This window comes from Saprospiraceae bacterium (assembly GCA_016713025.1).
Taxonomy (GTDB): Bacteria; Bacteroidota; Bacteroidia; order Chitinophagales; family Saprospiraceae; genus OLB9.
Map to the genome: position 1 here is coordinate 3,692,689 of JADJPZ010000004.1, position 13,625 is coordinate 3,706,313.

The 13,625-nt window shown below is 38.5% G+C and carries 10 protein-coding genes; 2 read left to right on the plus strand and 8 right to left on the minus strand.

All coding sequences use genetic code 11. From position 1 onward, the window contains the following. Positions 1-58 precede the first annotated feature (58 nt). The 6 genes from IPK35_22045 to IPK35_22070 form a co-directional block, all read right to left on the minus strand. Positions 59-1,414, minus strand: coding sequence for a hypothetical protein (locus IPK35_22045; protein MBK8055874.1), 1,356 nt, complete (start codon positions 1,412-1,414; stop codon positions 59-61). Beyond that, the gene (locus IPK35_22050) at positions 1,411-2,313 is read right to left on the minus strand and encodes a sugar phosphate isomerase/epimerase (GenBank protein MBK8055875.1); all 903 of its coding nucleotides are present in this window, start codon (positions 2,311-2,313) and stop codon (positions 1,411-1,413) included. Before IPK35_22050 ends, IPK35_22045 begins: the two co-directional genes overlap by 4 nt. A gap of 101 nt (positions 2,314-2,414) precedes the next feature. Continuing rightward, positions 2,415-3,902 carry a DUF1501 domain-containing protein gene (locus IPK35_22055; GenBank protein MBK8055876.1) on the minus strand — a complete coding sequence of 496 codons (1,488 nt, stop codon included), beginning with the start codon at positions 3,900-3,902 and terminating at the stop codon, positions 2,415-2,417. Positions 3,903-3,905: 3 nt separating this feature from the next. Beyond that, on the minus strand, positions 3,906-6,641 hold the full coding sequence (locus IPK35_22060) for a DUF1553 domain-containing protein (GenBank protein ID MBK8055877.1): 2,736 nt from the start codon (positions 6,639-6,641) through the stop codon (positions 3,906-3,908). 419 nt (positions 6,642-7,060) lie between these two features. Next, positions 7,061-9,223, minus strand: a complete 2,163-nt coding sequence (locus IPK35_22065) for a carboxy terminal-processing peptidase (GenBank protein ID MBK8055878.1) — start codon at positions 9,221-9,223, stop codon at positions 7,061-7,063. Positions 9,224-9,415: 192 nt separating this feature from the next. Then, positions 9,416-10,321: a hypothetical protein gene (locus IPK35_22070; GenBank protein ID MBK8055879.1), complete on the minus strand. Its 906-nt coding sequence runs from the start codon at positions 10,319-10,321 to the stop codon at positions 9,416-9,418. Positions 10,322-10,502: 181 nt separating this feature from the next. On the opposite strand from IPK35_22070, the gene IPK35_22075 reads away from it, so the two are divergent. Beyond that, complete coding sequence (locus tag IPK35_22075; GenBank protein ID MBK8055880.1) at positions 10,503-11,108, plus strand: NifU family protein; 606 nt, start codon at positions 10,503-10,505, stop codon at positions 11,106-11,108. A 52-nt stretch (positions 11,109-11,160) separates the two neighbouring features. On the opposite strand, the gene IPK35_22080 is transcribed toward IPK35_22075, so the two are convergent. Then, positions 11,161-11,361 carry a glycosyltransferase gene (locus IPK35_22080; GenBank protein MBK8055881.1) on the minus strand — a complete coding sequence of 67 codons (201 nt, stop codon included), beginning with the start codon at positions 11,359-11,361 and terminating at the stop codon, positions 11,161-11,163. A 441-nt stretch (positions 11,362-11,802) separates the two neighbouring features. On the opposite strand from IPK35_22080, the gene IPK35_22085 reads away from it, so the two are divergent. Then, positions 11,803-12,189: a hypothetical protein gene (locus IPK35_22085; protein MBK8055882.1), complete on the plus strand. Its 387-nt coding sequence runs from the start codon at positions 11,803-11,805 to the stop codon at positions 12,187-12,189. A 319-nt stretch (positions 12,190-12,508) separates the two neighbouring features. Here the strand turns inward: IPK35_22085 and IPK35_22090 are convergent, their stop codons facing one another. Continuing rightward, positions 12,509-13,111 carry a YceI family protein gene (locus IPK35_22090; GenBank protein ID MBK8055883.1) on the minus strand — a complete coding sequence of 201 codons (603 nt, stop codon included), beginning with the start codon at positions 13,109-13,111 and terminating at the stop codon, positions 12,509-12,511. Between the last annotated feature and the right edge of the window lie 514 nt (positions 13,112-13,625).

Genomic DNA, 13,625 nt, shown 5'->3' on the forward strand with positions numbered 1-13,625 from the left:
TGAGTAACGAAGTTAATATTAATTATGAAATGGAGTATATAACGGATAAGAAAATCTTTTATTTACCCTGACCGACCGCTTCAGTAGTGTCACTCTCCAATATTGGCACAACATAATCACCTGTATCCAAATACACAGCAGGAAACTGATCGTATATAGTACTTAATAAATTTTTATCAATTTTGCTTCCATACAAATAGACTTTTTGAAGTGAAGGAATTTTCAACTGTTTCAGTCCGGCATTAGTCACAGATGTATATGCCAGGTTGATGAATTTCAGTCTTTTTAAGACATTAAGTGGAGAAAGATGCGCATCTGATATATTTGAATGGTCGAGAAAAAGTGTTGTCAGGTTATCCATCTGACTCACAATTGGGATAAGCTCATCAGCGAGGGGACAACCAGTGGCTTTTAATCGGATGATGTGCGATTTTAATGGCAATAGTTCGTTCAATTGACTTGGTGTAAGGTCTTTGCAATATGTGAGGTCAACTGTGAGATAGTTATCCTCCTGGGATACGGTATGCACAATGATGCCATATTTTTTAATTGCATCGATTACTTTAGGCTCTGCTTGTCCGATCTTTGGAAGAGGCACTTCTTTTGGCGATGTTTGCTGACTCAAGCCAAGTAGTATGGGTTTGATATCCGGCCCAGGAGTCAGAGCAGCAATGGTTTTGTCTTGATCAGCACCATTATCGATCCACCAGGAGATTAGTTTTATTTCATCATTGCTGAGTTGCGGTTTTCCTTTGGGAGGCATATGTTCTTCATCCGACTCAGGTAAATGGATTTTTTTGATCATCATACTTTCGGCAGATTTTCCTTTTAAGATGATGGCTCCGTTCTCACCACCTTTGATGATATGGGCGTATGAGTCCAAACGGAGATCACCCTTTTGTTTTTTATCTGAATGGCATGAGACACATTTTTCCTGCAGTATCGGTTGGATCACATCACGGAAAACCACCGAATGGTTCATGTCAATTTTGGGCCTTTGTATATCTTCATGTTTTGTAAGTGTTAGGTAATGTTCTCCATGTGTAAGGCTGCCTCCCAGATGCCCTGTGATGGTCAATATAATTGCGGTCGTCACCCAAAGTACATTCTGAAGTCGTTGATGTTGGAAAGTAAAATATAGGCCAACCACCATGATAGTCAGACCAATGCCGGAATACAAATGGTTATGGACCAATGTATCATCGTACTCACCTGACAAGTGAAGCACAAATCCTGTGATACTTGCAAAAAGACATGCTACAAAGGCAATTTTTAAGAGGAATGGCATCAAAGTTTTGATCTCTTGCTGGTAACGATATCCCGAGTATATCTTCAATATCATAGCGAGTACCAATATACCTATGGGAAGATGCACCACCAAAGGGTGGATTTTTCCAAATAATTCCTGAATCATAAAGTATATCTGTTTTTTATCAGGTTTTTCATATGCACATTGATGTCCCATTGATTGGCAACGGCTTGACGGGTATATGGCAATGCTTGTAAATAGTTTGGAGGACCAAATTCAGTGGTGAAAGAGATGTGTTTGTATCCTGATTTTTCTCTTTGTGCCACTACCTTATCCCACCACAACAGATGTTTTTCGACATGTTCTTTCCATTCAGGTGCACTAGGGTCGTTGACCTGTGGTCCTTGTTCATGACCGATCCTGGCGTGAATATGATGTGAATGATTCAATGCCTGATTGATTGTGTCTTTCTGGTTATCCAGCATCGATTCGTGTACATTGGTCCAATGAGAAATATCAAGAGTCAATTTCATTTTTTTATATCGGTCTAAAAACATTTTAGTGACCGGTGCGGAGTAACACATCCTGCCGCGATGGGTTTCATGTAGAATTTCTATGCCGGTTTTGGCTTCCTTTTCCAGGGTAAATTCAATCAATGCGGCATTCTGATCAAAGGTAAAAAAATCTTTGCCCGAATGGCAATTGATATATAGTGGTTTTTGGCTGATTCCAGATGTGGCAGCATCAACAGCTTCTTTAAATTCTTTCGTATGTTTTGCAAATTCAGAAGAATGTCCTCCACATAAAAAACCTACTTCCAGTTCATATTTTTGCAAAATACCTGCCATAGATCTAAATTTTTCATGCCCCGGCCACCAAATTTCAATACCGTCATATCCGGCATCTTTTGTTTTTTTGCAAAACTCCTCCGTTGTACCTGAAAAACCCCAATCCGTGTTCATTATTTTTACCTTTAGATTGGTTTTTACGGGTAAAAATGACTCTGTTGTCATGATCGCAGCCGGAGCAGCAATAGATGATTGTAAAAATGTTCTGCGTTTCATTTGTTTCTTATTGGTTCATTTTTTAGCAGGATTTTAAATTTTTTGTCCAAATTTAAAGTATTGGTTTAAGTATGGACAAATTCTGACAACATTTAGCCCGTTTACGCCAGTATTTCATGAATCACTTTTCCCCCAACATCTGTCAATCTGAATGGTCGTCCCTGGAATTCATACGTCAGTTTTTCATGGTCAAAACCCAGTCGATTCAGAATAGTCGCTTGTATATCAAATACTTCTAATTTTCCTTCTGTAGCATAATAGCCAAGTTCGTCTGTCGCGCCATATGTATGTCCCCTTTTGATACCGCCACCAGCCATCCACATAGTAAATGCTTCAGCATGATGATCCCTGCCTTTGAACGCATTTGGTTTACCTTCCCTATTTTCTGCCATAGGTGTACGGCCAAACTCACCACCCCAGACGATGAGGGTTTCGTCGAGCAGCCCTCTTTGTTTCAGATCCAGGATCAGCGCTGTGATGGCTTTGTCAGTTTGCCTGCATTTATTCTGAAGACCGATATCCACTGATTCTTTGGCCTGAGTACCGTGGGTGTCCCATCCCCAATCAAAAAGCTGTACAAAACGAACACCATTTTCCACAAGTTTTCTGGCAAGAAGTACATTATTGGCAAATGTAGCTTTGCCCGGAGTAGTCCCATACATGTCGTGGATATACTGTGGCTCGTCAAATATATTCATCACTTCCGGTGCAGAAATCTGCATTCTGAACGCCATCTCATATTGGTTGATTCTACTTAAAATCTCAGGATCCTGATACTCATTGTACTCTGCTTGATTGACTTCATTGATGGCATCTATGGATAGCTTTCTCAGGTCTCTGTTCAGGCCTTTAGGATCGTCCAGAAACAACACCGGCTGTCCATGTGATCTGCATTGTACTCCCTGATAGACAGAAGGCAAAAAACCACTTCCCCATATACTTTTGCCGGCATCCGGATTATTGCCTCCTGACGTTAATACGATGTATGCCGGCAAATCAGCATTTACACTACCCAAACCGTAGGTCGCCCATGCACCCAAGCCTGGCCTTCCCAATCTTGCTGATCCGGTATGCATGAGCAATTGTGCGGGAGCATGATTGAATTGATCAGTACTCACCGCTTTGAGAAAACTGATCTCATCGGCCACCGTAGAAAGATGTGGCAGATAATTACTTATGGTAGCACCACTTTCTCCGTGTTGTCTGAATTCGGCAGTTGAAGCCAGCATTTTAGGAACACCTCTGATAAAGGCAAATTTTTTCCCTTCCAAAAATGATTGAGGACAATCCTGACCATCCAGTTTTGCCAGTTCGGGTTTGTAATCAAATAATTCCAACTGGGAAGGTGCACCTGCCATATGCAAATATATAACCGATCTGGCCTTGGGTGCAAAATGAGGCGGACGCGGAGCCAAAGGATTTTTAGGATCAAATAAATTTAATGACGTTGGACCAGGCTTAGTCTGGCATGACATCATGGTGCCCAAGGCAAGCCCTCCCAAGCCCAGGAAGCTTTGTTTGATAAAATTGCGTCTTGTCTCCATCTGAAGATGCGCATGGATGGCTTCTTTCACTATTTTATCATTCATGTCTCAGCTTTTGGTAAGTACTTCATCCAAATTCAAAATTGCATTACATACTAACGATAGTGCGGCAAATTCCACATCATCATAGCCTTCGTTTTCACCTGCCAGGCAAGTCAAATATTGATCTGACTTATATTTATTAGTGGCTTCTATATATAATTTTTTCAATGCATTGAGTTTTTCTGACTTTATATCCCTGTTTGTAGCAAGATGATAGGCATAGGAAATCTTAGCATCAATATTTCCTTTTACAGTTTTGATCACCCGGCCTGCAAATTTGCCTGACAGATCCATATATACATCATCATTGAGCATGACCAATGCCTGGAGTGGTGTATTCGTTCGGATACGTCTGGACAAACATACTTCCCTGCCTGCACCATCGAAAGTAGTCATACTTGGATAAGGACTGGTACGTTTCCAGTAGGTATATATCGCCTTACGATACCGATTGGGATAATTGCTCATTTTCCAGGTGGCACCATCATAGGGAGAACTCCAAGTACCTTCTGGTTGGAATGGCATCACAGGAGGTCCGTACATCGTATCATTTAATGCGCCAGAAACCGTTAATGCCTGATCTCTGACTTGTTCGGCACTCAAACGGATTCTCGGACCTCTGGCCAGCAAACGATTGAAAGGATCTCTCTCCTGAAGCTCTTTTGATACACCCGATGACTGCTGATAAGTGGCAGAAATTGCAATTTCCCTGATGAGTCTCTTGATACTCCACTTATACTCGTGCATGAGTTGCCAGGAAAGGTAATCCATAAGTGCCTGATTGGATGGTGAGGCTCCCTGTGAACCGATGTTTTCTAATGTTTCCACCAGACCCGTACCAAATAACTGCTCCCATACCTTATTGACAATCGTCCTGGAAACTAAAGGATTGTTGATGTCTGTCATCCATTGTGCCATTCCAAGGCGGTTTTTAGGGGCATTTTCTGGAAATGGGTTCAAAATATGTGGTGTACTAGGTTGTACTTCCTTACCTTTTGACAACCACGAACCACGTTCAAACAAGTGATTTTTTCTAAGTAATTCCTTTGGGTTTTCTATAATGACGGGAGTACTGGGTACTGACGCATTGACCAATTCATAAAATACTTTTTGTAAAGAATCGGAAGGAGATGTTTGTGAAGGTAAACCTCTTGTAAAATAAAACCAGTTGAATCGGATACCGTATTCATCAGGATTGGTGAGTTTTGAATTTTGATATTCAAAAACCAGATCATGAACACCAGCTTTTGGCATTATGGGTATAGAAACGTTGAACCAATGTACATTTTCTGGCTTATAAGGTTGCCATCTACCTATGATTTCTCCTAAGTTATTGTCCAGTCTTATGATAAACTCACCTCCGGGTACGAAGACAGCAGTCTGGAAGATCAGTTGGGATTTACCATCAAGTGTCACATTGGGCATCCTTGCAGAGGCATTGGTTCTCATAGCCAAAAACTTGGTATCGCTAAGCTCACACCTTACAAAATCCCTGCATGCAATCGAATTGATGGAAGGTTGGAGAGTTTTTATAAATAACATCAATTCATTTTTGTAGCCTTCATCTACTTTGGTTGAAAGGTCTTTTTCCAAAAATGCCAATTTTTTGACCTGATCGGGATTGTAATGTCTGTACACCGGGTAGTCATGATAAGTATCCTCGTCCCTTGTATTGTTAAAAAAAGACATAAACTGAAAATACTCCTCATGTCTGAATGGGTCATAAGGATGGCTGTGGCATTGAACACATGCAAAAGTAGTACTCATCAGTCCTTCCCAGGTGGTATGGACCCGATCTATCACGGCAGCAACCCTGAATTCTTCATTGTCAGTGCCACCTTCATCATTGGTCATGGTATTTCTGTGAAAAGCCGTCGCGATATATTGGTCTTCTGTTGGATTTTCGAGCAGGTCTCCTGCCAGTTGCTCGGTGATGAACTGATCGTATGGTTTGTCTTCATTAAATGCCCTGATCAACCAATCCCTGTACCTCCAGATATCTCTGTGACCATCTCTTTCATATCCTTTGGTATCTGCATATCGGGCTATATCCAACCACATGGAAGCCCACTTTTCACCATAAGCGTTTGAAGACAGTAAAGCATCTATATATTTGTCAATGTTGGAATAATTTTGATTTAACGATAGTCCCTTCATTGAAGGTAATCCTGTGACATCCAATGCAAGTCTCCGCTGTAAAATATTGGCTTCGGCTTTGGACGATGGATGGAGTTTATTGTTTTGTAATGCGTGCAGAATAAATTTATCTATGTCATTTTGAATCCACTTATCATTAATATCTGGTATCTCCGGTTTTTTGACGGGAACATACGCCCAATGTTCTCCCCATTGTGCTCCTTCATCGATCCATTTAGTCAGTATTGTTATTTCGTCTTTTGTAAGCGGATCTTTATCATGTGGCATGCGCTCATCAGGATCGTGATGATTGATTCTGGCGATCATTTCACTTTCTGCGGCATTTCCGGGTACAATGGCATATTTTCCTGATTTACACTTCGCCAGAGCTTCCTCTCTGAAAAGCAAACTGAAGCCACCTTGTTTTTTGACACCACCATGGCATGCCAGGCAATTTTTGTTGAGTATAGGTTTTACCTGGGTGCTGTAATCAATTCTGTCTGTCTTCAGAGTACAATGGTTGAGCAGGACTACTGTGATTGTAATCAATAAAATAGTAATATATACAAATGGTTTGCTCAAGACACAATATTGAGAGAAGTTCAGCAATGCAACGTAAAAGCATTAATGTTAAAAAAGAGCAATTTGTAAATCACTAAAAAATATTGTTGACAGATAATTTATATATTTGCTCAATAACAAATAATCAACACAATATCTAAAAAAGAATCGATTAAGCAAGCAAAATTGCAGTAAATATTTTTGCCTTGGTGTATTATGTCGCACCGTGCCAAGCTTACCTTCAGCTTTCGAGACGTGCTGCCTCGATCAAGACAATTTTTTAAAAATCTTTTACAGGCTATATTCAGTATTTGCTACGAGCCTGACTGAATGATGATAAGCAAAATCGTGATACTAAATCATGATTTAATGAAAGGAACCTATCAAGCAAGTCAACCCTGCCTGCCAAGACGCAGGCAGGCTCATTCCCCGACAGGGGTCTACCCACGCAAAGTACAATTGGGCTATTGTTTTATGATATTTGGCTGCAGTGCAACAAAAGATTTTTCCAGATTTATCAGATCCCTGATGATAAACAGGGTTTCTTCGATATAAATGTCTTTTTTTAGTCCTTTGATAAATTCTTGATTTTTGGCAATATTAGATTCATCTCTATTTATTTTTGCCATATCGACCACAAGGTTTTTAATATCCAATCCTGCAATTTCGTTTTTGAACAGATTGTCAAATTTTTTACTTTCTTCGTTTTTCCTGTTGATCATTGATCTGTAATCATTGATTTTCAACGGGTATTTAGTCTGGTCTCTAATTTGCTTTATTTGGAGCGCACTTTCAAGTACCATTTGAAAATCCTTACTTTCAGCCACTCTACCTTTACTGTTTTCTATTAGTTTCTGTTTATTCTCTATCAAAACTACGTTTTGTGAAAGGGGAACTGATGAAATTTGTGTCCATTCAAGTGGATTGTCATAATCTTTTTCCCCTGTTTTGATATAGTGATAAGTATCAGGCAGAATAATATCCGGAACTACTCCTTTCAGTTGTGTAGATCCACCATTGATTCTGTAGAACTTCTGAGTTGTCATTTTGACCGCACCAAGAGGTTTGAACTCATCATAACCACTGATACCCCTGTCTAAATCGTAAAATCTCTGTACAGTACCTTTGCCAAAAGTAGAATTACTTCCTACAATGATAGCGCGGTTATAATCCTGCATGGCAGCAGCGATAATTTCTGATGCTGATGCACTAAACTGATTGACCATAATAACAAGCGGACCTGTGTAAAGCACACTTTTGTCTTTATCAACATGCAAAAAAGGTTTGCTTTCTTTTCCTTTTACCTGCACTATAGGTCCCTGCTCTATGAACAAACCACTCATATCTACCACATCGTTTAATGATCCACCTCCATTATTTCTGAGATCTAGGATGATGCCGTTGACTTGCTGTGCTTTGAGTTTTTTGATTTCTTCAGCTACATCTGCAGCGCAGGAATTGCCTCCTTCTGTCTCAAAAGAAGAGTAAAAACTCGGAAGGTTGATATATCCGATGTTCTGAATTTTACCAGGAATATTGAGTAAAACAGATTTTGCCTTATTGTCTTCGAGTTGTACTTCATCTCTCTCTATCGATACATCCACTACTGAATTGTCCTTTTTTCTGACTGTCAATATCACGGTAGTACCTTTTTTGCCTCTTACCATCTGTACTACATCATCCACTCTCATCCCGGCAATATCTACAGGCTCTTTGCCTTTTTGTGTTACTTTAAGTATCACATCATTATCGTCCAGCTTTTTGGTTTTCCAGGCAGGACCACCAACCACGATACTGAAAACTTTGGTATAATCACCCTCAGTGGTCAGACGAGCTCCTATTCCTTCCAATTTTCCGCCCATATTGATATCAAAATCCTGTTTGTCTTTAGGGCTGAAGTAATCTGTATGAGGGTCATAGTAATTAGTGATGGTACCGAAGTATACTTCCAGACGGTCACTTCTTCTGAGTTTCGCTATTCTGTCAAACCAATCTGTAAATCTTTTTTTAACATCCTTGACAGCATCTTCTTTGAGTTCTTCTTCAGTTTTGTTCCCTTCTTTGTTTTCCTTCCCTTCCTGATCTTTGATCAATTGAAACCATTTGCTCATCACTTCAAACTGAATGATATTTTTCCATTGAGCCTTCAACTCATTGTCATTTTTTGCATAAGTTCTTTTATCTGCATCCGTTTCTATCACATCGCCTTTGCTGAAATTCATTGGTTGATCTATAACTTCAGAAAAGAACTTCTTACCTTTCAGAACACCTGCATCCAACATAGGCAATGAAGCATTAAAAAACTCAAAAGTTCTGTTATTTGTCTGCTCATCTATCTGCTGCTCGAAGACTTTTAATTTGTCGATATCTTGTTGTGTTAAAAATCTTTTTTGAAAATCAATTCTGTCAAGATAGGTCTTGTAAACAAAAGCAGAAAAGCTGTTGTCTATGGTCTTTGGAGTCAAGTGTACATATTTTGTTGTCTCCATAATTCCTTGCAGAATTAAAGCTTCTTTATCATTTACGGGTGGCTTCTGGTCGAAATTTTTAATAAAAAACAATCCCAAAAGAGCTGTAATAACTAACGAACTTCTAAATATCATCTTTCTTATTTTTTCTGAACTCATTAAATATTCTGATTATTTCCAAATGTCTGAGTGGAATAAATGAATTGTAAAATAACACTAAAAGTTGTTTACAAAATCAAATATCAACTTTAAAACTCAATTTATAATCAAAGATATCAAAAACAGGGCCGTTTTAACAAAATTATAACGCGAAATTAGATTAAGTACCAATTTTTACCGACAGTTGTATACTCAGGTTGTTGCAGCATTAAATAATTGCTGAGTTATTTTTTCTATAATATATGCCCCAGCCGTCGGATCTGTTACAAACCCAAAACCACTTTCTTCCTTCAAAACATTGTGGATATTCAGGCTTAATCTGGCCGATTCACCATCATCACCATATGGGATGCCAAAAGCAGCATCACTCATGCCGAGATAGGCAGACATCAACAGATAATTGATGATGATCATAGGATGTACCTCAGTATTGTTGTAAGCATCATCATTTGCAATAGCAGCTATAAAAATTGTACTGTTTTGGGAAAGCGATAGCATACGGATTGCCCTCAACTCACTGATCTGCGTCAAAAAGTCCCTCTTAAGTTCTACGAAAATAATCTGATCATCTTTTTTGTTATCTATGAATGCTTTGGTTTTGGCCATCCTTTCCACAAAACTCAGGTCTGCTGATAACTGCAGGGCATTATTTTGATCTGCAATTCTGACATCAGTTTTTTTATTTTGGTAATTTGCAGTTATATATTTATCTATCATGGCCCTTATCCTCAAAGCATCTTCTGTTAATAATAATATCGTGATCATGTCAAGAAAAATACCTTCAAAAAGTTGATCAAAGTTGGTCTCTTCAGATACATCAAATGTCAAAACCTGTGCAGCATTCCTAAGCATTTCCTTTGCTTTCTGATTGGCTATTTTTTCATTTTCAGCTTTGATTGTTACTCCTGCCAAAGTTTTTGGCCCGGAAATGGATTGATTTTGTAATACTTCGTGATGAGTAATAAAAGGGCTGAAACTCAAGCCTTCCTCTATATCGTATTTGATATTTTCAGCTTGCACTTTGCCTTTAAGATCTGCGTTAGCATTTACTATCCATTCTTCCTGATTGATTTTTTTGAACATTTGATGCGTGCTCATTTGGTGAGTTTTATTAACAGCACAAATTTAGTAAATTTAAACGTACTTAGCACCGAAAGCATCTTCAATTTATTAGATACTCGAATATTAATTTGTATTTTTATTCAATCTAAATAAATTTTGTCACTAAGTATTAAACTATACTTTTTCTGATGTGTTTATCATCCTAAAATATAAAAATATGGAAGCTGTCAAGAGCCCAGTAATGTTATATACAGAGCAAACCCCAAATCCCGAAACCCTCAAGTTTGTCACCAATAAAATGTTGTATCGAGGTACGGCAGATTTTAAAGATGAATCTTTTGCAAAAGAATGGTCACAACTGGCAGCGGCATTGTACGCATTTCCATATGTCAAAGGTGTATATATATGCAATAATTTTGTGACCGTCACCAAAGAATTCAACTATGCCTGGGAAGACATCATGCTGCAGCTAAAAGAATTTATAAAATCTTATGTCACAGTAGAAAAATCGATCATCCACGAAGGATTTGAAGCAGCCATGAGCGAAATGGATGCGAAAGCCAATGAACATATTTACACTGGTGATCAGGGAGAACTGGTCAGAAAAATCAAGGAACTGATAGACACCTATGTCAAACCTGCAGTTGAAATGGATGGTGGTAATATCGAATTCAAGTCATTTCAGGATGGTGTAGTTACAGTGATATTGCAAGGTGCATGTAGTGGATGCCCTTCTTCTACTGTCACTCTGAAATCCGGCATCGAAGGCATGCTCAAGCGTATGGTACCCGAAGTGAATGAAGTCGTTTCTGAAATGGGGTAAGCAGCATACATTCAAAATAAATTGGTTTCTAAAAATTCATATTCTATAGTATTCATTTTAAGTAACGACGAAGTTTATGTATATCCAAAGCGGTAACACTAAGCTTGTTTTTAACGTGATTTGGGATCAGGACATTTATCGTCTTTATAAAAAGATACATAATATCATGTCCTGCGTAGCGAAGTTTTTCACCTAAGGCTAAGAATGGTTCCATGTCACCTCGGGTTCCAATAGAAGCTAAAAGGACTTTCATTAATAAAATTTACCAGTTATGATCAAAAAATAAATGTAAAGAAAAACTTCAAACCTCCTCACTGCTACACCAGGATGGAGATTAATCGATGTAAAATTATGATTTTAACGCCACTTTTCAAATGAAATGAGTATGAACCATCTTTGTGGTACACAAACCTTGATGATTATTTTCATGCGAAACGTAAGTTCGATAACACCAAGTTGGAGATAAGTTATCAATTCCATCTGACAATAAAAATCAAATAAAAATAAACAGATGAAATTAGACCAAGCCATCAAATTTAAAGATGATTGAAAAGATATCTTTTATATAAATTTATTTAAATTTACCTTTTATAAAATAATAAGCAACATGTTAGATCATCACGCACCTATAGAAGAAGCTGAAGTCTGGATCAACAGATTCAAGCGTCACGCAAGGGAAATTTTTATCAATACTATGATTGCAGGAACTGCGATTTTTATATTCAGTTATGGAGGCCTTTTTGTGGCCATTCGTTTGTATCCATCATTTTTTATTGACTATATCAATCCCGTGTTTAATTCAGATGGCAGCAGAGATACGTATTTTTATATGCATCCTTTTATCCTGGCTATTGCCTTGTCTGTATTCTGGAATAGATTTGGAAAATATTTTACAGGCAATATCCTGAAAGCGGGAATAGAGTTTGGCCTGGTGTATGCGTTCGTGGCCCTTGTTCCAATACTTTGGATCACTTACTCAGCCATGGATGTGGAATTTCAGATGGTAATAACATGGCTGGTTTATGGCTTTTTTCAGAGTTCAGTAGCGGGTATCTTTTTCTGCTGGAAAGGGAAGAGATAAACTCACTCCAAAATGAAGTACTTCTAAAATGTGTATTTTACAAATTACAGCAATTAATAAAAGCCCCTCTTTACCCCTGCCTGCGTGCCTTGTCAGGTAGGCTTAATTCCTAAAAGGACGACCCACCAATTTACCTCAATTTCATATAGAATCTGAGACGTTGCAATCCAGTGGGATGCGGTTCCTTCCCTATCTCATGCTTTTAGCATTCGATTTACTTTTCAACCGTTCAGTCATACTTTAGGAGTCGGGTCTGCCTGCCTGACCTGTCAGAAAGGGGTTATTTAAGCAAACCACTTCATTATACGTACATCTTACCTTAGCCTACTTTTCGCAGATGTAATCTTACTTCTACTTCAAGTTCGTTTTTCACTTTGATAGTACCTCCCAATTTACTGGGTGGTGTTAAGCCGAAATCGGTAAATAAGATAGTTTTGTTACCTTTGAACTCGATCATATTCTGATGATTTTTTGCAGTAAAGCGAATCTGATACTTTACCTTGGTTCCCGCCAATGAGATGTGGACATCCCCTGTACTACCTGTAGTCAAAGCATTACCGGGCAATGCATTTAATGACTTGATATCAATATACATTAAGGGATATTGGTTTATTTTCAAAGTCTTTTGAAGATCTTTGGTCATGATTTTATGGTGGCAGTCAAAATTGGAAACAGGCATATCCATGATGCTCCTGATTTTAAAATGCGTGTTTCCACCTCTGTTTAAATCACAAATTAATGTATCCGTTTTGCCATAAGAAGATACCACACACTTAAAAGTATTGATATTGGTCTTGCCATCTACGCTCAGGCTGCTTGAAGCGTTGATCTGCCAGTATTCGCTATTTGATTCTTTTACTTTGGGACTGAATACATGTACATGCAGATACCCAATGACTATGAAGAAGAGAATATTATACATGCTGCAAAAATAATTAAAATATAAAAATGATGAGCAATTTAAAAGTAGTTTTATGGTGTGTATAACATATTGCACTTCTTTTAGGATAAGAATGAAAACGAGCAAACTGCACTTTTGAGAATGTGTCTAGATGGAATATTTCATCAATTTACCCCCGACCCCTGAAGGCCCCTTAAAGGGGAGATCAGATGCCTGAAGAGTGGTAAAGGGTGGGTCGTCTCAAGCGTAGCTTGACAAGCTCTTTAGGGAATGAGGGTAGCGGGCCATTTAAATATTTGTGCAATATGTTATACACACAGTCTTATGTATCCAAATTGCACTTTTACAGTGTTTTTTTAAATTAGCGGTAAAAACATGGTTGAATTGGGCAGGTCGTCCCAAAGGGAATGAAGGTTAATGGGAAGGTAATTTGGCTTTTCTTACCCCTGCCCCTTAAAGGGGAATTCATCGCTTTTATTATGACAATTGGGCGGTAGGGAGGAAGAAAATTTGAATTTGTGCAGTTTGTTATACA

Excerpts from the sequence above, each read along its gene's own strand:
- IPK35_22045 (MBK8055874.1), bottom strand. The coding sequence starts at position 1,414 with ATGATTCAGGAATTATTTGGAAAAATCCACCCTTTGGTGGTGCATCTT.
- IPK35_22050 (MBK8055875.1), bottom strand. The coding sequence starts at position 2,313 with ATGAAACGCAGAACATTTTTACAATCATCTATTGCTGCTCCGGCTGCG.
- IPK35_22055 (MBK8055876.1), bottom strand. The coding sequence starts at position 3,902 with ATGAATGATAAAATAGTGAAAGAAGCCATCCATGCGCATCTTCAGATG.
- IPK35_22065 (MBK8055878.1), bottom strand. The coding sequence starts at position 9,223 with ATGAGTTCAGAAAAAATAAGAAAGATGATATTTAGAAGTTCGTTAGTT.
- IPK35_22070 (MBK8055879.1), bottom strand. The coding sequence starts at position 10,321 with ATGAGCACGCATCAAATGTTCAAAAAAATCAATCAGGAAGAATGGATA.
- IPK35_22075 (MBK8055880.1), top strand. The coding sequence starts at position 10,503 with ATGGAAGCTGTCAAGAGCCCAGTAATGTTATATACAGAGCAAACCCCA.
- IPK35_22080 (MBK8055881.1), bottom strand. The coding sequence starts at position 11,361 with ATGAAAGTCCTTTTAGCTTCTATTGGAACCCGAGGTGACATGGAACCA.
- IPK35_22085 (MBK8055882.1), top strand. The coding sequence starts at position 11,803 with ATGATTGCAGGAACTGCGATTTTTATATTCAGTTATGGAGGCCTTTTT.
- IPK35_22090 (MBK8055883.1), bottom strand. The coding sequence starts at position 13,111 with ATGTATAATATTCTCTTCTTCATAGTCATTGGGTATCTGCATGTACAT.